This window comes from Pinisolibacter sp. DMC100 (assembly GCF_056313705.1).
The window spans coordinates 18,427-39,149 of the sequence record NZ_JBQUZT010000007.1; the positions used below are offsets into that span (position 1 = coordinate 18,427).

The following is a 20,723-nucleotide window of genomic DNA, read 5'->3' on the forward strand; positions in this document are numbered from 1 at the left end:
TGGTGAATCAGAGCCGGGAGCCGTCGATGTCGCAGTCCGCATCCTCCGCCACCCTCCGTCTCGGGGTGAACATCGATCACGTCGCCACCATCCGCAACGCGCGCGGCGGGCTCCTGCCCGATCCGGTGCGCGCCGCGCATCTGGCCGCCGCCGCCGGGGCCGACGGCATCACCGCGCACCTGCGCGAGGATCGTCGCCACATCCGTGACAGCGACATCGAGCGGCTGATGGCCGAGATCGCCCTGCCGCTCAATCTCGAGATGGCGGCGACCGACGAGATGGTCGAGATCGCCCTGCGCCACGGGCCGCACGCCGCCTGCATCGTTCCAGAACGCCGCGCCGAGCGCACCACCGAGGGCGGCCTCGACGCCGCCGGCGGTCGCGCGCATCTGGCGCCGATGATCGCTCGCCTGCGCGATCGCGGCGTCCGCGTCTCGCTCTTCGTCGAGCCCGATCCGCGCCAGCTCGAGGCGGCGGTCGAGATGGGCGCACCGGTGGTCGAACTCCACACCGGCAAGTACTGCGACCTGCTCGACGAGGGCCGCGCGGCCGAAGCCGAGACGGAACGGGCGCGCCTCGCCGCCGCCGCCGCCTTCGGCGCGAAGGCCGGCCTCGAGGTCCACGCCGGTCACGGCCTGACCTATGCCAATGTCGCCCCGGTCGCCGCCATGCCGGAGATCCGCGAACTCAACATCGGCCACTTCCTGATCGGCGAGGCGATCTTCGTCGGCCTCGAGACCTCGGTGCGCGAGATGCGCCGGCTGATGGACGCCGCAAGAGCCTGAGGAGGGCCGGATGATCCTCGGCATCGGTTCGGACCTGATCGACATCCGCCGCATCGAACATTCGCTCGAGCGCTTCGGCGAGCGCTTCACCAACCGCTGCTTCACCGAGGTCGAACGGCGCAAGTCGGACGGCCGCAAGAACCGCGCGGCGAGCTACGCCAAGCGCTTCGCCGCCAAGGAGGCCTGCGCCAAGGCGCTCGGCACCGGCATCGCGCAGGGCGTGTCCTGGACCGAGATGGGCGTGGTCAACGAACCCTCGGGCCGGCCCACCATGAACCTCTCGGGCCGCGCATCGGAACGGCTCGCGGCCATGACGCCGCCCGGATTCGTCGCGAGGATCGACCTCACCATCACCGACGACCACCCGTTGGCCCAGGCCTTCGTGGTGATCTCGGCCTCGCCGGGCGACTGGCCGACCGCCGGTGCGGGCGGTGGTCCGGGCGGACGAACGACCGGTTGATTCATTTGCGTGCCGGCCCCCGGCGCGCTATCACGCCTTCGGCGCGGAAAGACGAGAGAGATGAGCGTGACCGACAAGCCGGCGGCGGAGAATTCCTGGGGCGAAACCGTGAAGGTGGTGGTGCAGGCACTTCTGCTGGCGCTGGTCGTCCGCACGCTGCTGTTCCAGCCCTTCAACATCCCCTCGGGATCGATGAAGTCGACGCTGCTGGTCGGCGACTATCTCTTCGTCTCCAAGTACAGCTACGGCTATTCGCGCTTCTCGCTGCCCTGGCCGCTCGACGGACTGAACTTCTCCGGCCGCATCTGGGGCTCCGAGCCCAAGCGCGGCGACGTCGTCGTCTTCAAGCTGCCCAAGGACAACGCCACCGACTACATCAAGCGGGTGATCGGCCTGCCCGGCGACCGTATCCAGGTGAAGCAGGGCCTGCTCCACATCAACGGCGAGCCGGTGAAGGTCGAGGCGGCCGAGCCCTTCGTCGAGAACGACTTCTACGGCGTCAAGATCAAGACCCGCGCCTATCTGGAGACGCTGCCCGGCGGCGTCACCCACACCATCCTCAAGCGCGAGGACGGCGGTTTCCAGAACAACACGCCCGAATACGTCGTGCCCTCCGGCCACTATTTCATGATGGGCGACAACCGCGACAACTCCCAGGACAGCCGCTTCCTCGACGCGGTCGGCTACGTGCCCTACGAGAACCTGATCGGCAAGGCCCGCATCGTGTTCTTCTCGATCGACGAGGGCGCGCAGGCCTGGCAGGTCTGGACCTGGCCGTGGGAGGTCCGTTGGAAGCGCCTCTTCGGACTGCTGTGATGAAGACGCACGTCTCTCTGGAGGCGGTGGAGGAGAAGATCGGCCACCGCTTCGCCGATCGCGATCTCCTCGTCCGGGCCCTGACCCACACCAGCGCCGTGCAGATCGCCGGCGACAGCTATCAGCGTCTCGAGTTTCTCGGTGATCGCGTGCTGGCGCTGACGGTGGCCGGGATGGTCTATGCGAGCTTCCCCGACGCGGAGGAGGGCGAACTCGCCCGCCGCCTCAACGCGCTGGTCAAGCGCGAAACCTGCGCCGACGTCGCCCGCGACCTCGGTCTCGGCGCGGCGATCCGGCTCGGCTCGGGCGAGGCCCAGTCGGGCGGACGCACCAAGGCGGCGATCCTCGCCGACGTGATGGAGGCGGTGATCGCCGCGATCCATCTCGACGCGGGCTTCGACGTCTCCCGTGCCTTCGTCGAGAAGCACTGGAGCGAGCGGATGAAGGCGGCGCGCGGCCCCTTGCGCGACGCCAAGACGACGTTGCAGGAATGGCTGCAGGGCCGCGGCCTCTCGGCGCCGGTCTACCGACAGGTCTCCCGTACGGGACCCGACCACGATCCTCGCTTCGAGATCGCCGTCGACATCACCGGCCCGGTCGAGGGCCTGATCGGCACCGGCCGGTCCAAGCGAGAAGCCGAACAGAACGCCGCCGCCCGCGTGCTGGTGCGCGAGGGATTGTGGAAGGACGAAAGCGATGACCGAGCCTGATGCGACCGTACCGGTCGCCGCCACCCGCGCCGGCTTCGTCGCACTGATCGGCGCGCCCAACGCCGGCAAGTCGACGTTGTTGAACTCCCTCGTCGGCTCCAAGGTGTCGATCGTCACCCACAAGGTGCAGACGACGCGCGCGCTGGTGCGCGGCATCGCCATCGAGGGGCCGAGCCAGGTCATCTTCGTCGACACGCCCGGCATCTTCCGGCCGCGCCGCCGGCTCGACCGGGCGATGGTCACGACCGCCTGGGGCGGCGCCGCCGACGCCGATCTGGTGTGCTGTCTGATCGACGCCAAGAAGGGCCTCGACGAGGCCGCCGAGGCGGTGATCGAGCGCCTCGCCGGCATGAACCACCGCAAGGTGCTGATCCTCAACAAGGTCGATCTGGTCCGTCGCGAGGCGCTGCTGGCGCTGACCGCCGCGCTCAACGAACGCATCCCCTTCGAGCGCACCTTCATGGTCTCGGCGCTGACCGGCGACCACGTCGCCGACGTGCTCGCCTGGCTCGCCGGCGAGATGCCGGAGGGGCCGTGGCTCTATCCGGAGGATCAGATCTCCGATCTGCCGATGCGCCAACTCGCCTCCGAGATCACCCGCGAGAAGCTGTTCCTGCGCGTCCACGACGAACTGCCCTACGAGTCCACGGTCGAGACCGAACTCTGGAAGGAGCAGAAGGACGGTTCCGTCCGCGTCGAGCAGACGATCTTCGTCACTCGCGAGAGCCAGAAGCGCATCGTCATCGGCAACAAGGGCGAGACGATCAAGGCCGTCTCCATGGCGGCACGCAAGGACATCGAGGACGCGGCGGAACAGAAGATCCACCTCTTCCTCTTCGTCAAGGTGCGCGAGAACTGGTCCGACGACCCCGAGCGCTATCGCCAGATGGGCCTGGAACTGCCGAAGGAGTGACGGGCTCCCGGCCGGGGACGACGGCTGTTCCGGCTTCGCCCGGCAGCATCGAGAGGGCAGGGCGCCCATGGAGTGGAGCGACGTCGGACGGGTTCTGGGGACGCGGCGGCTGGGCGAGGCGGATGCGCTCGTCGAGCTGATGACCCGCGACCACGGCCGCCATCTCGGCGTCGTCAAGGGCGGCCGCTCGCGGCGCCACGCGCCCCACCTCCAGATCGGCAACCGTCTCGACGTCGTCTGGCGCGCCCGCCTCGACGAGCACCTCGGCCATTTCGCGGTGGAATCGACGGATGCCCGCGCCGCCGGGCTGATGGCCGATCCGCTGGCGCTCAACGCCGTCCAGACGCTCGCCGCCCACCTGCGCCTGCTGCCCGAGCGCGACCCCCATCCCGAGCTCTTCGAGCATTTCGAGGTGATCCTCGATCACTTCGACCGGCCGCGGCTCGCCGCCGAACTGGTGGTGCGTTTCGAACTGGCGATCGTCGAGGCGCTCGGCTTCGGCCTCGATCTCTCCGAATGCGCGCTGACCGGGGAGGGGGCCGACGTCGCCGATCTCGCCTGGGTCAGCCCCAGGACGGGGCGTGCCGCCGGGCGCATCGCCGGCGCCCGCTGGGCCGATCGGCTGCTGCCGCTGCCGGGCTTCCTCGCCGTCGCCGATGCCGACGATCCGGCGACCTGGGGGCAGGTGGCGACGCCCGAGCTGCGCGCCGCCTTCGAACTCGCCCGCCACTTCCTCGCCCGCCACGTCTGGGAGACGCGCGGTATCACCCCGCCCGCCACCCGCGACGGCTTCCTCGTGGCGCTGTGGCGTGCCCTCGGGGACTGATCACGGGTTCAGCGCTGTTCGCGTCGCACGAAGGCCTCGACGGCGCCGGCGATCGCCAGCCGGCGCACCTTGGGCGCCTCGCCCGGCACCTGCCATTCGAGATCGCCCTCCCGGCGCACCAGCGGCACCAGGTCCCACAGCGGCGAGCGGCCCTCGTCGGTCCGCGGTGCGGCGAGGAGCTCGTCCTGACGGCGCAGCAGATTGTCGAAGTCGTCGGCCGGGATCGCCGGGCTGAAGAGATAGCCCTGGTATTCGTGGCAGTTGCGCGCCTCGAGCCAGGCCAGCTGCTCCTCGGTCTCGACGCCCTCCGCGACGATCTGCATGTCGAGCAGGCGGCACATGCCGATGATCAGCTCGGCCAGCGCCGGCCGCGTCTCCAGCGTGGCGACGAAGGAGCGGTCGATCTTCAGCGTGTCGATCGGGTGGCGCTGCAGCGTCGCGAGGTTGGAATAGCCGGTGCCGAAGTCGTCGATGGCGATCGACAGGCCGAGTGCCGCGAGCGCGTCGAGATTGGCGGCCGAGGTGCGGCAGTCGCCGATCAGCAGCGACTCGGTGATCTCGAGCTGCAGCCGTTTGGCCGAACAGTCGGCCTCGCGCAGCACCTCCTCGACCATGCGCGGCAGGGCCGGATCGCGGAACTGGCGGACCGAGAGATTGACCGAGACGGTGAGATCGTGGCCGGCATCCGCCCAGGCCCGCTGCTGCAACGCCGCCTCGCGCAGCACGCAGGCGCCGATCTTGTCGATCAGCCCGGTCCGCTCGGCGACGGGAATGAAGGCGCCCGGCATCACCAGCCCCTGGGTCGGATGATGCCAGCGCAGCAGCGCCTCGGCGCCGGCGATGCGGCCGGTGGCGATCGACACCCGCGGCTGCCACCACACTTCGAACTCGCCGTGATCGAGCGCCCGCCGAAGCTGCGTCTCGTAGTGCAGCAGATGCTCGACGTCGACCATCATCGACGGATCGAAGACCGCCCAGCGCCCGGCGCCGTGTTCCTTGGCGGCATACATGGCGACGTCGGCATGGCGCACCAGCGTGTCGACGTCGGCGCCGTCGCGCGGATGGACGGCGATGCCGATCGAGGCCGAGACCGCGAGTTCCCGCGACCCGACCCGCATCGGACGTTCGAGGGCGACGAGGATGCGGTCGGCCGTCTCGCCCGCCACCGTCTCGTTGCCGCCGAGATCGAGACCGACGAGGAACTCGTCGCCGCCGAACCGCGCCACGAAGCCGCGGGTGCCGACGGCGTCGATCAGCCGTTCCGCCGCCAGGACCAGGATGCCGTCGCCGGTCGAATGGCCGAGCGAATCGTTGATCGTCTTGAAGCGGTCGAGATCGACGAAGAGCACGGCGAGCGAGTCGGGACGTCCCTCGGCGGTGACGATCCGACGGGAGAGTTCGTCGCGCAGGCCCGAGCGGTTGGGCAGGCCGGTCAGCGTGTCGTGTTCGGCGAGATAGCGGATGCGGATCTCGGCGGTCTTGTGGGCGGTGACGTCGGTCTCGGTGACGAGCAGGGCGGGCGCACCGTCGACCGCGTCGTGGCAGATCCGGGCCGAGATCTCGTGCCAGCGGGTGCCGGCTGCGGTCGCGACCCTGGCCACGATCACGCCGTGGCCGTGCGTGGCGACGTCGCTCGTCAGCGCGGCATGGTCGGCCGGGTCGACGAACCGTTCGGCGAAGCGGCTCTCGGTGCTCGCCCGCGCCTGTCGTGCGGCGGGATTGCGATAGAGCGGCAGGCCGCTCGGATCGTGCAGCGAGATCATCACCGGCGTGTGCAGCAGCGCTTCGGCCGAACGGATGCGCTCCGGCGTCTCGGAGAGTTCCGCCCGCCCCTCGCACAGCATCGCCATGCGGCCGTCGGCGAGGCGGATGCCGGAGAAGACGACGCGCAGCGTCGTCGGCCGTCCGCCGGGATAGAGCGTCCAGGTTTCCGACTGGCGTCCGGCGCCGCGCAGGAAGTCGTCGCGGAACTGCAGCAGGCGCGCCTCGATCGACGGCGTCATGTCGGCGCGCAGATCGCGTGCCGCCAGCGCCGCGCAACTCGCCGCCCGCCACAGCTGCAGACCGGCGGCGTTGGCCCAGATCACCCGCGCCCCGTCGAAGTCGTAGATCCACAGCGGCGTCCCGAGATCATCCATCGACGGGGCCGCGATCGGATCGGCGATCGGGACCGGGGCGGAAACGGGATCCATCATGCCTCGCGTGCGAATCTCTGTTTCGTCGAGCATGCCTACGAAGTCGCGTCGCGCCAATCGGCATCACGCCGTACGACGTCGGTCGAAGACGAAAAGGGCGCCCGAAGGCGCCCTCGATGTGCGAAATGGGGGTCGAAAGTACGAAAGTGGTGTCAGGGTACGCCCATGCCGACGAGGATCAGCGCCATGATCTGCGGCGACAGGATCCGGAGGCCCATCACCAGCGGATAGACCGTGGCATAGGCGAGCGACTGCGCCTCCGAATTCCGCGCCATGGCGTTGGCGAAGGCGAGCGCCGGCGGATCGGTCATCGAGCCGGAGAGCAGGCCGCACAGCGTCAGATAGTCGACCTTCAGGATCGCCTTGGCGACGAAGCCGACGATCAGCAGCGGCACCAGTGTGATCACCGCGCCCCAGCCGACCCAGGCGAAGCCGTCGCCGTGGATCAGCGTGTCGAGGAAGTTCGCCCCCGACTTGAAGCCGACGACGGCGAGGAACAGCACGATGCCGAGCTCGCGCAGCGCGTGGTTGGCGATCGGCGGCATGAACCACACGAGATGGCCGACGTGGCCGATGCGCGACAGGATGATCGCCGCGAGCAGCGGGCCGCCGGCCATGCCGAGCTTCACCGGCACGCTCGACAGCGTGCCGAAGGACAGGTCGATCGAGCCGAGCGCGATGCCCAGCGCGATGCCGATGAACATCGGGATCGGGTCGAATTCCTTCAGCCGCTGCTCGGAATTGCCGACGAAGCCGGCGACCTTCTCGAGGTCCTCGCGCCGGCCGATGACGTTGAGGATGTCGCCGAACTCGAGCCGGAGCGCCGGCGGGGCGACCAGCTCGACGCCGGTGCGCACGACGCGCGAGATGCGCACGTCGAAACGGCCTTCGAGGTTCAGTGCGGCAATCGAATGGCCGAGCACGTGGTCGGAGGTGACGACGATGCGCTCCCAGGTCAGTTCGGTGCCCTTGGTGGTGAGCGGCGTGTCGTGGACCTCGCCGATCGCTTGCGCCACCGCGCCGAGCTTCTCGCGCGGGCCGACGAGATGGAGCACGTCGCCGATCTCGACCCAGGTCGTGTCGTGCGGCACCCGGAGATGGCCGCCGCGCAGCAGCCGCGAGGCGACGACCGCACCGCTCTCGAGCCCGGGCAGCTGCACCAGCGTGTGGCCGGCGAGATCGGGCTTGGTGACGACGACGTCGAGCGTCTCGATCTCGGCGACCTCCTCCTTGCGCCGCGCGTCGAACTCGGCCGCGGCGCGGTCGGGGTCGATGCGGAAGACGGCGCGCACCGTCACCATGGTGATCAGGATGCCGACGATGCCGAAGGGATAGGCCACCGCATAGCCGAGCCCGAGCATGCCGACGTCCTTGGTCGACATGCCCATTTCCGCCAGCACCTGCTGGCCGGCGCCGAGCGACGGCGTGTTGGTGACGGCGCCCGACATGATGCCGAGGATCGCCGGCAGCGGCACGCCGCCGACGACGTGGATCACCGAGGCGGTGGCGGCACCGAGCACGACGATCGAGGCGGCGATCAGGTTGAGCTTGAGGCCCGACTTCTTCAGCGCGGTGAAGAAGCCCGGACCGACCTGGATGCCGATCGTGTAGACGAACAGGATCAGGCCGAATTCGCGGACGAAATCCAGCACTTCCGCCTCGAGATGGAGGCCGAAGCGCTTGAACACGTCGCCGACCACGAGGCCGGCGAAGAGCACGCCGCCGATGCCGAGACCGGCCCCGCGGAAGTTCAGTCGTCCGATGAAGAGACCGGCGGTGCCGATGATGGACAACGCCAGGACCGCCTTGGCGACGGCCGGCATCGCGGCGACGAACTCGAAGACCATTGCTCTGCCCCCCTCGACCGGCGGGCGGCGATTCGAGGCCCGCTCGATCGACATTCTACCCGCTGGTTATCGACGTTCGTCTCTCATCCTTCCAGTGGGGAGGCTGCCATCGGTGTTCGTGCGGAGCGCCCGGCCGTGCGAAATGGGGAAAATCGAGAACGAGGCTTGCCCCTTCACCTCCCTTCGGGCTAGCTCCTCCCATGGGAAAGCGCGTGATTCCGCCCTCGGGCGATGGCGACGATGACGGACCGGGACCGGGCGGCGAGGTGCTGCCGGTCAACCTGCGCGAGGCGCTCGAAGAGCGCTACCTCGCCTATGCGCTGTCGACCATCATGCACCGGGCGCTGCCCGACGTGCGCGACGGCCTGAAGCCGGTCCATCGCCGCCTGCTCTTCGCCATGCGCGAGCTGCGGCTCGACCCGTCCTCCGCCTTCAAGAAATGCGCCCGCGTCGTCGGCGACGTGATCGGCAAGTATCATCCGCACGGCGACCAGGCGGTCTACGACGCCATGGTGCGTCTGGCGCAGGACTTCGCCCAGCGCTATCCGCTGGTCGACGGCCAGGGCAACTTCGGCAACATCGACGGCGACAACCCGGCGGCCATGCGCTACACGGAAGCGCGCCTGACCGACGTCGCGGTGCTGATCCTCGAGGGCCTCGACGAGGACGCCGTCGACTTCCGCCCCAACTACGACGGATCGGAAGAAGAGCCCGCGGTCCTGCCCGGCGCCTTCCCCAATCTGCTGGCCAACGGCTCGAACGGCATCGCCGTCGGCATGGCGACCTCGATCCCGCCGCACAACGCCTTCGAGATCTGTCAGGCCGCGCTCAAGCTGATCGAGAACCCCGAGACCGGCGTGCGCGAACTGGTCGACGTGGTCCAGGGTCCCGACTTCCCGACCGGCGGCATCATCGTCGAATCGAAGTCCTCGATTCTCGAGAGCTATCGCACCGGCCGCGGCGGTTTCCGCGTCCGTGCCCGCTGGGAGGTCGAGGATCAGGGCCGCGGCACCTGGCAGGTGGTGGTCACCGAGATCCCCTATCAGGTCGCCAAGAGCCGCCTGATCGAGAAGCTCGCCGACCTCATCAACGAGAAGAAGGTGCCGCTGCTCGAGGACGTGCGCGACGAGAGCACCGAGGACGTCCGCATCGTCCTGGTGCCCAAGAGCCGCAACGTCGACCCCGAGCTGCTGATGGAGAGCCTCTTCAAGCTCACCGAGCTCGAGAGCCGCATCTCGCTCAACATGAACGTGCTGTCGCAGGGCACGATCCCCAACGTGCTCGGGCTGAAGGACGTGCTCGTCCAGTGGCTCGACCACCAGAAGGACGTGCTGGTCCGCCGCTCGTCGCATCGCCTCGCCCAGATCGAGAAGCGGCTGGAGATCCTCGGCGGTCTGCTCGTCGCCTACCTGAACCTCGACGAGGTCATCCACATCATCCGCACCGAGGACGAGCCCAAGCAGGTCATGATGGAGCGCTTCTCCATCAACGACGTGCAGGCCCAGGCGATCCTCGACATGCGCCTGAAGAACCTGCGCAAGCTCGAGGAATTCGAGATCCGCAAGGAGCACGAGGCGCTGACCAAGGAAGCCGAGCAGATCCGCGCGCTGCTCGCCTCCGACGACAAGCAGTGGAAGATCGTGGCGATGGGCATCCGCCGCATCGCCGCCAAATACGGCCCCGAGACCGCGCTCGGCAAGCGCCGCACCACCTTCGCCGACGCCCCCGAGCACGACACCGCGGCGGTAGAGATGGCGATGATCGAGCGCGAGCCGATCACCGTCGTCGTCTCCGAGAAGGGCTGGGTGCGCACCCTCAAGGGCCACATCGACGACCTCACGCGGCTCGAGTTCAAGCAGGGCGACAAGCTGCGCATCGCCTTCAAGGCCGAGACCACCGACAAGCTGATCGTCTTCTCGACCGGCGGCCGCTTCTTCACGCTCGACGCCTCGAAACTGCCCGGCGGCCGCGGCCACGGCGAGCCGATCCGCCTGCAGTGCGACATGGACCAGGATCAGGACGTGCTCGACGTCTTCGTCCACGTCCCCGGCCGCAAGCTGCTGATGGCCTCGAAGTCCGGCCGCGGCTTCGTCATCGCCGAGAGCGAGGTCATGGCCCAGACCCGCAAGGGCAAGCAGATCCTCAACGTCGCCGCCGGCGACGAGGCGCGTCTCTGCGTCGAGGTGGCCGAGGCCGCGACCCACGTCGCCGTCATCGGCGACAATCGCAAGCTGCTCGTCTTCCCGCTCCAGCAGGTGCCGGAGATGACGCGCGGCTCGGGCGTCCGCCTGCAGAAGTACAAGGACGGCGGCATCGCCAGCCTCAAGTGCTTCGCCGGCGGCGAGGGTCTCACCTGGACCGACAGCGCCGGCCGGCAGTACGTGCGGTCCTTGACCGAGCTCGCCGACTGGATCGGCAACCGCGGCGACGCCGGTCGCCTGCCGCCGCCCGGCTTCCCCAAGACCAACCGCTTCGACAACGCCTGATCGACCGGTCGAACGCGCGTTTCGTCTCGCCCGCGTCCAGAAGAGTTCTCGTTTCCGAAAAAGAACGAGGATGGTGACGCGACGTCTGGTGGTCACAAGACGTTGCGATAAGATGGCGCGTCGCCGGACGTCGGTCGGGTGGATCGCCGACGACGCGACGGAGTTTCGAAACGACGCCGTGAACGGCGCATCGAACAGGGGTATGAGCACATGTCTTATCTGCGCAAGGGCGTTTCCGGCGAGCCGGTGAAGATCCTCCAGGCCAAGCTCGGCGTCACCGCCGACGGCGAATTCGGTCCCGGTACCGAGAAGGCGCTGAAGGAGTTCCAGGCCGCCAAGGGCCTCGCCGCCGACGGCATCGCCGGTCCCGACACGTTCCTCGCCATCGGCTTGGCCGAACTCGTCCTGCTCGGACCGGGCGCCAAGGGCGAGGCGGTGAAGAAGCTGCAGACCGCCCTCGGCATCGGCGCCGACGGCAAGTTCGGCCCCGGCACCAAGGCGGCCGTCGTCGCCTTCCAGGAGAAGAACGGCCTCGACGCCGACGGCTTCGCCGGCCCGGCGACGCTCGCCAAGATCTCGGCCTTCGCCGGCGTGGTGACCACGGCCGCCGTCGCCGCCTCGGAGGCCCCGGCCGGCTCGACCCCGACCGGCGAGGCCGCCGGCCCGGACGGCGAACCGGCGCCGTCCAAGTCGGTCTGGTCGACGGTCAAGGGCTGGTTCTCCTGATCGGGAGACCGTCCGTTCCGACCTTTCGCATCGGGAGCCGCCTTCGGGCGGCTCCTTGCGTTTTCGCCGCGGATTCCCTGACATTTCTCGGCGCCCGTGGGGCTCGCGTCATGGAGGTGGAAAACACCCTTCGGTAGCGATGCACGTGTTCTGCGCGGGCTTGCGCCGCCTTCGACCTATGGCTAATCTTTCGACGGCTTCGGGGGCTCGCCCGATGCCGACGCTCGGGGTGGGGGCGTCGATTGCCGAGTACGGACGCGACCGGTGAATTCCGGGCGTGGGGGGCTGGTCCGATGGCGACGATCGAGATTCTTTCCGGCGACTTCGAACGCGAGACGACGCGGATCCGTTATTCGGATGCGGGTCGGGCCTTCCTGCGCCTGCGCTCCGCCGACGGCCAGGTCGAGGACCTGTTCCTCGAGAGCGAAGTGGTCGGTGCGGCCGAGGCCGGCGACGGCGGCCGCGACGCGGCTCGTGCCGGCGAGCGCGACAAGCGCCTCTTCGTGGTGCTGCTGCGCGGTGGCCGCAAGTTCGTCGCCCGCGGCGACGTCGATGCGATGATCCAGTTCGAATGCGCCGCGGTTCCCGCCGATCTCCGGCGCGAATACGCCGCCCGCCTCCAGCCCGTCCCGCCGCGTCGCCGCCCCGGAGTCGCCGACTGGTTCCGCGACGGTCTGATCGGCCGCTTCCTGCCCGGCGGCAGCCGCTGAAGGCGTTCGGCCGTTCCCGCGTCGGATGCCGTGCGCGATGCTTCGAGACGCGGACCTCTGGTCCGCTCCTCAGCATGAGGCGTTTTTCATTTTCGAGACAAGCACATACGCCTCATGCTGAGGAGCGGGTCGCAGACCCGCGTCTCGGCATTGCGCACCGAAGTCGCCACGCACCGGCTCGCCCGGCGCCTCACCGCTCCGGCGGCGCCTCGTGGCGTTCCCAGCCGTCGGGGCCGAGGTGTTCCTGCGGCAGGTAGCGGCGCTTGTAGTCCATCTTGCGCGAGCCATCGACCCAGTAGCCGAGATAGACCCACGGCAGACCGCGCTTCGCCGCCCGCTTGACGTGGTCGAGGATCATGAAGGTGCCGAGCCCGCGCGCCTCGAGCGCCGGGTCGTAGAACGAGTAGACCATCGACAGCCCGTCGGCGAGCACGTCGGTCAGCGCCACGGCGACGAGCGGTCCCTGACCGCGTCCGGTGATCGCCGTGTCCGGTCCGTGGCGGCGGTACTCGACCACCATCGTGTCGACGTGGGTGTCCTCGATCATCATCGAGAAGTCGATCACCGTCATGTCGACCATGCCGCCGTCGGCGTGGCGGGCGTCGAGATAGTCGCGGAAGAGGGCATACTGCTCGGACGAGGGCAGCGCCCCCTGTTCCGAGCCGATCAGGTCGGCATTGGTCTTGAGCGCCCGGCGGAAGCCGCGGGTCCACAGGAACTTCTCGACGTCGATGCGCACCGAGACGCAGGCCCGGCAGCCGTCGCAGGCCGGGCGATAGGCGATGTTCTGCGAGCGGCGGAAGCCACCCTGCGTCAGCACGTCGTTGAGCCCGGGAGCACGCAGGCCGACGAGGTGGGTGAAGACCTTGCGTTCCAACCGGTCGGGCAGATAGGGGCAGGGCGCCGGCGCCGTCAGATAGAACTGCGGTGCATCGAGCGGATGCTGCGTCATCTCGCCTCCCGGTTCGAACCGCGGGGAAGCCCCGCGATGCCCTGCCTGTCGGGGCGCGCCGACGATCGCCCGCGCGTCCCACGCCTCGAACCCGTCGAGGCCGTCCCCGTGAAACGATAGCGCGCCGACCCGCCGCCGAGAAGAGGGCGGATGCCCGTTCGCCGTGCAATCGGCGGCGGCGGGAGAGGTGGCCTCAGCGGCCGGTGAAGTAGAGCACGCGGGCGTCCATCACCAGCACGCCGATCACCAGATCCTGGATCAGCTGGCGGCGTTCGGTGAAGAGGCCGACGAGATGGACGAGCGGCGTCAGCGTGACCGAGAGCGCGTAGAAGATCACCACGTGCATCAGCGCCGTCAGCGTGTCGGGGCGGCGGCCGTCGGCGTGGCGCATGGCGAGACCCATGGCGCGCATGCCGGGCGTGGCGCTGGTCGGCCCGCCGAGCGAGGAGATCGTGTAGAGCACGCCGACCACCGGAAAGATCGCCGGGTAGAGCAGCCAGGCGAGCCCGAAGGTCGCGAGCCCGAGGAAGGCGACGACGATCCAGGCGAGGCCGGTGAGCAGGCAGATCGCGAAGAGATCGAACAGATAGGCGATCGCGCGACGACGCAGGACGTCCTGGAACAGATCGGGCTCGAGCGCCGGATCGAACAGGTGGCGGATGTTGACTTCGCGGATCGGCTGCATGGCTCGGGCCTCGTTCGGGCGACGTCGCCGAAGATGGGGGGTGTCGCGGCCCGCCACAAGGGGCGTGCGAAAATCCTCATGGCTACCCACCCGTCCTGCGATTGACCCGTGCGGATATGCTCACTAACGCTTGGGGGCGAGACAGACGCCGGCGTTCGAAGGCAGCCCCCGAGAGGCGCCACCGCCGGCGCGCGGGAGAAACGCCATGGACTTCGCCTTTTCCGAGGAAACCCGCGCCTTCCGCGACATGGCCGCGGCCTTCGCCCGTGCCGAGTTCGCGCCCCATGCGCGGGAGTGGGACGAAGGCTCGATCTTTCCGATCGAGACGCTGCGCGCCGCCGCGGCCCTCGGCCTCGGCGCCATCTACGTCGGCGACGACGTCGGCGGCTCCGGCCTCGGCCGGCTCGACGCCGCGGTGATCTTCGAGGAACTGTCGCGCGGCTGCACCTCCACCTCGGCCTTCCTGTCGATCCACAACATGGCCGCCTGGATGATCGACAAGTGGGGCAGCGCCGAGAACCGCGAGAAGTGGCTCCCCCGTCTCGCCACGATGGAGCTCGTCGCCAGCTACTGCCTGACCGAGCCCAACGCCGGATCGGATGCCGCCAGCCTGACGACCAGGGCGGTACGCGACGGCGACACCTACGTGCTCGACGGCTCCAAGGCCTTCATCTCCGGCGGCTCGGTCTCCGATCTCTACGTCGTCATGGCCCGCACCGGCGGTCCCGGGCCCAAGGGCATCTCGGCGATCGTCGTCGAGAAGGGCACGCCCGGCCTCTCCTTCGGCGCGCAGGAGAAGAAGATGGGCTGGAAGAGCCAGCCGACGTCGGCCGTGATCTTCGAGAACTGTCGCGTGCCGGTTTCGAACCGCATCGGCGCCGAGGGCGAGGGCTTCGCCATCGCCATGGCCGGGCTCGACGGCGGCCGCCTCAACATCGCCGCCTGCTCGCTCGGCGCCGCGGCCGAGTGCCTCGACCGGTCGGTCGCCTACGTCAAGGAGCGCCGCCAGTTCGGTAAGCCGCTCTCCGACTTCCAGGCCCTGCGCTTCCGCCTCGCCGACATGGCGACGGAGCTCGAGGCCGCCCGTCTGATGCTCCATCGCGCCGCCTGGATGCTCGACGGCAAGGACCCGAAGAAAGCCGATCCGGCGGTGACCAACGCCTGCGCCATGGCCAAGCGTTTCGCCACCGACACCGGCTGGAAGATCGTCGACGAAGCCTTGCAGCTCCACGGCGGCTACGGCTATCTCGCCGACTACGAGATCGAGCGCTTCGCGCGCGACACCCGCGTCCACCGCATCCTCGAGGGCACCAACGAGGTCATGCGCCTGATCGTCTCCCGCATGCTGATCGACGAGTGAGGAACGCCCCCGCGATGTCCGACCATTCCATCGACGACGTCCGTTTCGAGCTCCGCGGCCGCGCCGGCGTGATCCTGCTCGATCGTCCCAAGGCGCTCAACGCCCTCACCCTGCCGATGGTGACGGCGATCGCCGCCCAGCTCGACGACTGGGCGGGGGATGCGCGCGTCGCCCACGTCGTCCTCGCCTCGACCTCGGAGAAGGCCTTCTGCGCCGGCGGCGACATCCGCCGCATCCACGACATGGGCCGCGCCGGCGAGAAGGGGCTGACCGACTTCTTCCGCGACGAATATCGCCTGAACCGGCAGATCCATCGCTACCCCAAGCCCTTCACCTCGCTGATCGACGGCATCTGCATGGGCGGCGGCGTCGGGCTCTCGGCCCATGCGCCCTTCCGCGTCGGCTCGGAGAAGACGCTCTTCGCCATGCCGGAAGTGTCGATCGGCTTCTTTCCGGACGTCGGCGGCACGCACATGCTCTCCCGCTTTCCGGGTGGCACCGGCGCCTATCTCGCCATGTCGGGCGCGCGGATCAAATGGGCCGACTGCCGCCATGTCGGCTTCCTCTCCCACACCGTGCCGACCGCGCGCTTCGCCGAGCTGACCGAGGCGCTCTCGGCCGCCGATCATCCGCAGGCGGTGCTCGACGCCTTCGACACCGACCCCGGCGAGGCGCCGCTCGGCCCGCTGCGCGCCGACATCGACCGGCTCTTCGCCGGCGACGACGCGAAGGCGATTCTCGCGGGGCTTTCCGCCGAGACCGGCGCGAACGCCGCCTGGGCGCGGGAGACCGCGGCGCTGATTTCCGCGAAATCCCCGACCTCGGTGGCGATCGCCTTGCACCAGGTGCGGATCGGCGGTTCTCTCTCCTTCGAAGAGTGCATGCGCATCGAATATCGCATCGTCTCGCACATCCTCGAAGGCCACGACTTCTACGAGGGCGTGCGGTCGGTGCTGATCGATCGCGACAACGCGGCCGCGTGGGCTCCGGCGACCCTCGCCGATCTCGACGCGGCCACGATCGCGGCGCATTTCGAAACCGTACCGGCCGACGGCGATCTCGTCTTCGGTCCGTGAAGGCAATGCGGACGGCGATCTCGTCCGTCCGTGAAGGAGAGGCAGGCATGGCCCGGATCGAGACGACGGCGGCATCGGCATCGACCCGCGCCTGGGTGGAGGACCGCCCGGCGGTGCGCTGGCGCTTCGTGCTGACGGCCTATCTCCGCGTCGTCTCGGTCTGCCACCTCCTGTGGGCGTTGTGGGAATGGGCGGCGCTGATCGGCATCGTCCCGCCGATCGGCGGCACCACGACCCGCGCGATCCTGCCACGTCAGGGCGCCGCCTTCTTCTTCGCCGGGGTCGATCCGATCGCCGCGGTCGGCCTGTGGCTGGGCTCGACCTGGGGCACCGCGACCTGGCTGGTGGCGACCTTCGCGCGGATCATCATCCACACCGCCTATGCCGGCATCTTCGACTGGGATCTGCCGTGGACGATGCTGCAGCTCGGCACGATCGCCGTCTATCTCCTGCTCTTCTTCCTGTCGGAACGCGCCGACCGCGAGGAAGGGCTGCGCCGTCGCCGCCGCCCCGAGTGAGCCGGCCCGGCATCCGTATCGATCGGCGCCGCCTCGACGCGGCGCGAGACAAGACGCGCCCAAGGCGCCAAGGGAGGAAGTCATGGCGAAGATCGTCTTCATCGGCCTCGGCAACATGGGTCTGCCGATGGCCACCAATCTCGTCCGCGCCGGTCACGAGGTGACGGGTCTCGACCTCTCGGGCGACCAGCTCGCCCGGCTCGTCGAGGCCGGCGGCAAGGCGGGCGAGTCGCTCGCCGGTGCCGTCGCCGAGGCCGAGGTGGTGGTGTCGATGCTGCCGGAGGGCCGCCACGTCGAGGCCGTCTACGGCGAGGAGGAGGGCGTCTTCGCCCATGCCCGTGCCGGATGCCTCTTCATCGACAGCTCGACCATCCACGTCGAGAGCGCCCGCAAGGTCGCCGGCCTCGCCGTCGCCCGCGGTTTCGACATGGTCGATGCGCCGGTGTCGGGCGGCGTCGGCGGTGCCGCGGCCGGAACCCTGACCTTCATGGTCGGCGGTTCGGTGGGCGCCTTCGCCCGCGCCGAGCCGATCCTGAAGGCGATGGGCAAGACCATCGTCCATGCCGGCGACGCGGGTGCCGGTCAGGCCGCCAAGATCTGCAACAACATGGTGCTCGGCATCTCGATGGTGGCGGTCTGCGAAGCCTTCGCGCTCGCCGAGAAGCTCGGCCTCGAGGCGCAGAAACTGTTCGACATCGCCTCCACCTCGTCGGGTCAGTGCTGGTCGCTGACCAGCTACTGCCCGGTGCCCGGCCCGGTGCCGGCGAGCCCCGCCAACCGCGGCTATGCCCCCGGCTTCGCCGCGGCGATGATGCTCAAGGACCTGAAGCTCGCCCAGGACGTCGCCTCCGCCGCCGGTCAGGCGACGCCGCTCGGCGCCGAGGCGGCGCAGCTCTATCGGCTGTACGTCGACCAGGGCAACGCCGGCCGCGACTTCTCCGGCATCGTGGAATTTCTGCGCGGCACCCGGTGAATGGACCAATGGGCGGCGAATAAGCCGGATTGCCCGGGTTAACAGCGGGCTCCGATCGTGCTACCGGCCATGCGGCGGAAACAAAAACGGCGCGCCCGAATCTCGATTCGCGGCGCGCCTCTCCGCATCCGTTGTGCCGAAGAGGTTGTCGATGTCGTCCTCCAAGACCGAAATCACCGGGCGCGGTGTCGTCTCCTCCCTCGGTTCCTCGATCGAGGCCTTCGAGAAGGCCCTGCTTTCGGGCGGCTCGGGCATCGGCGACATCACCGACATGTTGCCCGGGCTGAAGTTCACCAAGGGCGCGCCGGTGCGCGACTTCGACCCTTCGGAGCACTTCGAGGACAAGGTCCAGGGCCACATCGACCGCTACACCCAGATGGCCGCGGTCGCGGCGCGTCAGGCGTGGAAGGAAGCCGGGCTCGACGTCGATCCGCCGCAGCCCCATCGCGTGGGCGTCGTGATCGGCACCGCCAACACCGGCATCGACGCGACCGCGCGCGCCTTCCGCAAGATCTTCATCGACGGCGGCAAGCCCTCGCCCTTCACCATCCCGCAGATCATGGGTTCGGCGCCCGCCTCGCGCATCGCCCGTGAGCTCTGCGCCAAGGGCCCGGTCTTCGGCGTCACCTCGGCCTGCGCCTCGGCCGGTCATGCGATGATCGTCGGCGAGGGCCTGATCCGCGCCGGCATCATCGACGTGGCGATCGTCGGCGGCACCGACAGCTGCTTCGAGATCGGCCTGCTGCGCGCCTGGGAGGCGCTGCGCGTCGTCTCCGCCGACACCTGCCGTCCCTTCTCGCTCGGCCGCAAGGGCCTGATCATGGGCGAGGGCGCCGGCGTCATCGTCATCGAGCGCGCCGGCCGCGCTTCCGCCCGCAAGAAGCCGGTGCTCGGCCGCTGGCTCGGCTCCGGCATGTCGTCGGATGCCGGCGATCTCGTCGCCCCCGATCCGGAAGGCATGAAGGCGGCGATCCGCGCCGGCCTCGCCGATGCCGGCGTCGACGCCGCCCAGGTCGGCTGGATCAACGCCCACGGCACCGGCACCCAGTTCAACGACAAGTGCGAGGCTGCCGCCTGCCTCGACGTCTTCGGCTCGGCCTGCCCGCCGATCTCGGCGACCAAGTCGCAGGTCGGCCACGCCATGGGCGCCGCCGGCGCGATCGAGACGATCGCCACCCTCGCCGCGCTGAACCACGGCATCCTGCCGCCGACGCTGAACTTCGTCGAGCCCGACCCGGAATGCCCGGTCGATGCCGTCACCGAGGGCCCGCGTGCCGCCAAGATCGACGTGGCGATCAAGAACTCCTTCGCCTTCGGCGGCCTCAACCTGTCGATCGTCCTCGGCAAGGGCGAGATCTGACGTCTCGCCACGCTCGCCTCGATCGGCTAGACCTTTCGGCTCTCCTCAGCCGAAGGCCGCGCCGATGAATCCCCCGGACACTTTCCGCCTGCCGACCCTCGACGACGTGCGCGATGCCGCGCGGCTGATCGCCGGGCAGGTCATGCGCACGCCCTTCCTGCCGGCGCCGCGCCTGTCGCGGCTGACCGGCGCCGAGGTCTGGGTCAAGTACGAGAACCTGCAGGTCACCAACGCCTTCAAGGAACGCGGCGCGCTGACCAAGCTGCTGTCGCTGACGCCCGAGGAGCGCGCCGCCGGCGTCATCGCCATGTCGGCCGGCAACCACGCCCAGGCGGTCGCCTATCACGCGACCCGGCTCGGCATCCCCTCGACCATCGTCATGCCCGAGACGACGCCGCACGTGAAGGTGACGGCGACGCGGGCCTTCGGCGCCCATGTCGTGCTCTCCGGCGAGACCGTCGCCGAGGCCGAGATCGAGGCGGCGAGGCTGGCGACACGCGACGGTCTGACCTTCGTCCACCCCTACGACGACTTCGACGTCATCCGCGGCCAGGGCACCATCGCGCTCGAGATGCTGGAGGATCTGCCGAGCCTCGACGCGATCGTCGTGCCGGTCGGGGGCGGCGGCATGCTCGGCGGCATCGCGGTCGCCGCCAAGGCGCTGTCGCCGCGCATCGAGTTGATCGGGGTGGAGACCCGCTCCTATCCCTCGATGTGGGCCGAGCTGCGCGACCTGCCGATCCATGCCGGCGGCACGACGCTCGCCGAAGGCATCGCCGTCAAGCGCGCCGGCCGCCTGACGCTGGAGATCGCGAGGCGGCTCCTCGACGACCTGCTGCTGGTCGACGAGATGGACGTCGAGCGCGCCGTGAACCTCTATCTGACCCAGCAGAAGACCATGGCCGAGGGCGCCGCCGGCGCCGGTCTCGCGGCCCTTCTGGTCTCGCCGGATCGCTTCCGCGGCCGCAGGGTCGGGCTGATCCTGTCGGGCGGCAACATCGACCCGCGCATCCTGTCCTCGATCATGGTGCGCGAGCTCGCCCGCGAGGAGAAGATCGTCGCGATCCGCATGATCATCCCCGATCGCCCGGGCGTCCTCGGCGAGATCACCACCGTGCTCGGCCGCATGGGCGGCAACGTGCTCGAGGTCGAGCATCACCGCACCATGCTCAAGGTCCCGGCCAAGGGCGCCACCCTCGACGTCGTCTTCGAGGTCCGCGACGGGGCGCACGCCCAGGAGATCATCGCCGCGCTGGAAGCCCTCGACTACGAGGTCGAACGGCTCGGCGCCGATCTGCGCGGCGGGTGAGGGGGCGGTTCGTTCG

At 69.3% G+C, this 20,723-nt stretch carries 19 protein-coding genes; 15 read left to right on the forward strand and 4 right to left on the reverse strand.

The features are described from left to right. Positions 1 to 26 precede the first annotated feature (26 nt). The 6 genes from ACT541_RS18190 to recO all read left to right on the forward strand — a co-directional run bounded on the left by ACT541_RS18190 (position 27) and on the right by recO (position 4,510). Positions 27 to 785 (forward strand): pyridoxine 5'-phosphate synthase, encoded by a 759-nt coding sequence (locus tag ACT541_RS18190; RefSeq protein ID WP_476138522.1) that lies wholly within the window; start codon positions 27 to 29, stop codon positions 783 to 785. Between the two features lie 10 nt (positions 786 to 795). Continuing rightward, a complete protein-coding gene (acpS, locus tag ACT541_RS18195; protein ID WP_476138523.1) occupies positions 796 to 1,245 on the forward strand; it encodes a holo-ACP synthase in 450 nt (149 codons plus the stop codon). Positions 1,246 to 1,305: 60 nt separating this feature from the next. Then, positions 1,306 to 2,061: a signal peptidase I gene (lepB, locus tag ACT541_RS18200; RefSeq protein ID WP_476138524.1), complete on the forward strand. Its 756-nt coding sequence runs from the start codon at positions 1,306 to 1,308 to the stop codon at positions 2,059 to 2,061. Then, positions 2,061 to 2,771 (forward strand): ribonuclease III, encoded by a 711-nt coding sequence (gene rnc / locus ACT541_RS18205; protein ID WP_476138525.1) that lies wholly within the window; start codon positions 2,061 to 2,063, stop codon positions 2,769 to 2,771. Before lepB ends, rnc begins: the two co-directional genes overlap by 1 nt. Beyond that, positions 2,758 to 3,684 carry a GTPase Era gene (gene era / locus ACT541_RS18210; RefSeq protein ID WP_476138526.1) on the forward strand — a complete coding sequence of 309 codons (927 nt, stop codon included), beginning with the start codon at positions 2,758 to 2,760 and terminating at the stop codon, positions 3,682 to 3,684. The genes rnc and era overlap by 14 nt, the downstream gene beginning before the upstream one ends. Before the next feature lie 67 nt (positions 3,685 to 3,751). Next, complete coding sequence (gene recO / locus ACT541_RS18215; protein WP_476138527.1) at positions 3,752 to 4,510, forward strand: DNA repair protein RecO; 759 nt, start codon at positions 3,752 to 3,754, stop codon at positions 4,508 to 4,510. 8 nt (positions 4,511 to 4,518) lie between these two features. Here the strand turns inward: recO and ACT541_RS18220 are convergent, their stop codons facing one another. Both ACT541_RS18220 and ACT541_RS18225 read right to left on the reverse strand, forming a co-directional pair. Then, positions 4,519 to 6,705: a putative bifunctional diguanylate cyclase/phosphodiesterase gene (locus ACT541_RS18220; protein ID WP_476138528.1), complete on the reverse strand. Its 2,187-nt coding sequence runs from the start codon at positions 6,703 to 6,705 to the stop codon at positions 4,519 to 4,521. A 152-nt stretch (positions 6,706 to 6,857) separates the two neighbouring features. Further along, a complete protein-coding gene (locus tag ACT541_RS18225; RefSeq protein ID WP_476138529.1) occupies positions 6,858 to 8,552 on the reverse strand; it encodes a putative transporter in 1,695 nt (564 codons plus the stop codon). Positions 8,553 to 8,752: 200 nt separating this feature from the next. Between ACT541_RS18225 and parC the strand changes: the two genes are divergently transcribed. From parC to ACT541_RS18240, 3 genes are all read left to right on the forward strand, one after another. Then, positions 8,753 to 11,038: a DNA topoisomerase IV subunit A gene (gene parC, locus ACT541_RS18230; protein ID WP_476138530.1), complete on the forward strand. Its 2,286-nt coding sequence runs from the start codon at positions 8,753 to 8,755 to the stop codon at positions 11,036 to 11,038. Between the two features lie 210 nt (positions 11,039 to 11,248). Further along, positions 11,249 to 11,764, forward strand: a complete 516-nt coding sequence (locus ACT541_RS18235; protein ID WP_476138531.1) for a peptidoglycan-binding domain-containing protein — start codon at positions 11,249 to 11,251, stop codon at positions 11,762 to 11,764. 293 nt (positions 11,765 to 12,057) lie between these two features. After that, a complete protein-coding gene (locus ACT541_RS18240) occupies positions 12,058 to 12,474 on the forward strand; it encodes a hypothetical protein (protein WP_476138532.1) in 417 nt (138 codons plus the stop codon). A gap of 190 nt (positions 12,475 to 12,664) precedes the next feature. Here the strand turns inward: ACT541_RS18240 and ACT541_RS18245 are convergent, their stop codons facing one another. Both ACT541_RS18245 and ACT541_RS18250 read right to left on the reverse strand, forming a co-directional pair. Continuing rightward, positions 12,665 to 13,426: an arginyltransferase gene (locus tag ACT541_RS18245; protein WP_476138533.1), complete on the reverse strand. Its 762-nt coding sequence runs from the start codon at positions 13,424 to 13,426 to the stop codon at positions 12,665 to 12,667. A 193-nt stretch (positions 13,427 to 13,619) separates the two neighbouring features. Beyond that, positions 13,620 to 14,111, reverse strand: a complete 492-nt coding sequence (locus tag ACT541_RS18250) for an RDD family protein (protein ID WP_476138534.1) — start codon at positions 14,109 to 14,111, stop codon at positions 13,620 to 13,622. 205 nt (positions 14,112 to 14,316) lie between these two features. Here ACT541_RS18250 and ACT541_RS18255 point away from each other — a divergent pair, with 205 nt between their 5' ends. From ACT541_RS18255 to ACT541_RS18280, 6 genes are all read left to right on the forward strand, one after another. Next, positions 14,317 to 15,471: an acyl-CoA dehydrogenase family protein gene (locus tag ACT541_RS18255; protein ID WP_476138535.1), complete on the forward strand. Its 1,155-nt coding sequence runs from the start codon at positions 14,317 to 14,319 to the stop codon at positions 15,469 to 15,471. Between the two features lie 14 nt (positions 15,472 to 15,485). Further along, entirely contained in the window at positions 15,486 to 16,547 is a 1,062-nt protein-coding gene (locus ACT541_RS18260) for an enoyl-CoA hydratase/isomerase family protein (protein ID WP_476138536.1), read from the forward strand. 47 nt (positions 16,548 to 16,594) lie between these two features. Further along, positions 16,595 to 17,065 (forward strand): DUF6163 family protein, encoded by a 471-nt coding sequence (locus ACT541_RS18265; protein ID WP_476138537.1) that lies wholly within the window; start codon positions 16,595 to 16,597, stop codon positions 17,063 to 17,065. Between the two features lie 82 nt (positions 17,066 to 17,147). Then, on the forward strand, positions 17,148 to 18,038 hold the full coding sequence (gene mmsB / locus ACT541_RS18270; protein WP_476138538.1) for a 3-hydroxyisobutyrate dehydrogenase: 891 nt from the start codon (positions 17,148 to 17,150) through the stop codon (positions 18,036 to 18,038). 151 nt (positions 18,039 to 18,189) lie between these two features. Beyond that, positions 18,190 to 19,398, forward strand: a complete 1,209-nt coding sequence (locus tag ACT541_RS18275; RefSeq protein WP_476138539.1) for a beta-ketoacyl-[acyl-carrier-protein] synthase family protein — start codon at positions 18,190 to 18,192, stop codon at positions 19,396 to 19,398. Positions 19,399 to 19,462: 64 nt separating this feature from the next. Further along, the gene (locus ACT541_RS18280) at positions 19,463 to 20,707 is read left to right on the forward strand and encodes a threonine ammonia-lyase (RefSeq protein WP_476138540.1); all 1,245 of its coding nucleotides are present in this window, start codon (positions 19,463 to 19,465) and stop codon (positions 20,705 to 20,707) included. The last annotated feature ends 16 nt before the right edge of the window (positions 20,708 to 20,723 follow it).

Excerpts from the sequence above, each read along its gene's own strand:
- lepB (WP_476138524.1), top strand. The coding sequence starts at position 1,306 with ATGAGCGTGACCGACAAGCCGGCGGCGGAGAATTCCTGGGGCGAAACC.
- parC (WP_476138530.1), top strand. The coding sequence starts at position 8,753 with ATGGGAAAGCGCGTGATTCCGCCCTCGGGCGATGGCGACGATGACGGA.
- acpS (WP_476138523.1), top strand. The coding sequence starts at position 796 with ATGATCCTCGGCATCGGTTCGGACCTGATCGACATCCGCCGCATCGAA.
- ACT541_RS18190 (WP_476138522.1), top strand. The coding sequence starts at position 27 with ATGTCGCAGTCCGCATCCTCCGCCACCCTCCGTCTCGGGGTGAACATC.
- rnc (WP_476138525.1), top strand. The coding sequence starts at position 2,061 with ATGAAGACGCACGTCTCTCTGGAGGCGGTGGAGGAGAAGATCGGCCAC.
- recO (WP_476138527.1), top strand. The coding sequence starts at position 3,752 with ATGGAGTGGAGCGACGTCGGACGGGTTCTGGGGACGCGGCGGCTGGGC.
- ACT541_RS18245 (WP_476138533.1), bottom strand. The coding sequence starts at position 13,426 with ATGACGCAGCATCCGCTCGATGCACCGCAGTTCTATCTGACGGCGCCG.
- era (WP_476138526.1), top strand. The coding sequence starts at position 2,758 with ATGACCGAGCCTGATGCGACCGTACCGGTCGCCGCCACCCGCGCCGGC.
- ACT541_RS18275 (WP_476138539.1), top strand. The coding sequence starts at position 18,190 with ATGTCGTCCTCCAAGACCGAAATCACCGGGCGCGGTGTCGTCTCCTCC.
- ACT541_RS18250 (WP_476138534.1), bottom strand. The coding sequence starts at position 14,111 with ATGCAGCCGATCCGCGAAGTCAACATCCGCCACCTGTTCGATCCGGCG.
- ACT541_RS18260 (WP_476138536.1), top strand. The coding sequence starts at position 15,486 with ATGTCCGACCATTCCATCGACGACGTCCGTTTCGAGCTCCGCGGCCGC.
- ACT541_RS18265 (WP_476138537.1), top strand. The coding sequence starts at position 16,595 with ATGGCCCGGATCGAGACGACGGCGGCATCGGCATCGACCCGCGCCTGG.
- ACT541_RS18240 (WP_476138532.1), top strand. The coding sequence starts at position 12,058 with ATGGCGACGATCGAGATTCTTTCCGGCGACTTCGAACGCGAGACGACG.
- ACT541_RS18255 (WP_476138535.1), top strand. The coding sequence starts at position 14,317 with ATGGACTTCGCCTTTTCCGAGGAAACCCGCGCCTTCCGCGACATGGCC.
- ACT541_RS18225 (WP_476138529.1), bottom strand. The coding sequence starts at position 8,552 with ATGGTCTTCGAGTTCGTCGCCGCGATGCCGGCCGTCGCCAAGGCGGTC.
- mmsB (WP_476138538.1), top strand. The coding sequence starts at position 17,148 with ATGGCGAAGATCGTCTTCATCGGCCTCGGCAACATGGGTCTGCCGATG.
- ACT541_RS18280 (WP_476138540.1), top strand. The coding sequence starts at position 19,463 with ATGAATCCCCCGGACACTTTCCGCCTGCCGACCCTCGACGACGTGCGC.
- ACT541_RS18220 (WP_476138528.1), bottom strand. The coding sequence starts at position 6,705 with ATGATGGATCCCGTTTCCGCCCCGGTCCCGATCGCCGATCCGATCGCG.
- ACT541_RS18235 (WP_476138531.1), top strand. The coding sequence starts at position 11,249 with ATGTCTTATCTGCGCAAGGGCGTTTCCGGCGAGCCGGTGAAGATCCTC.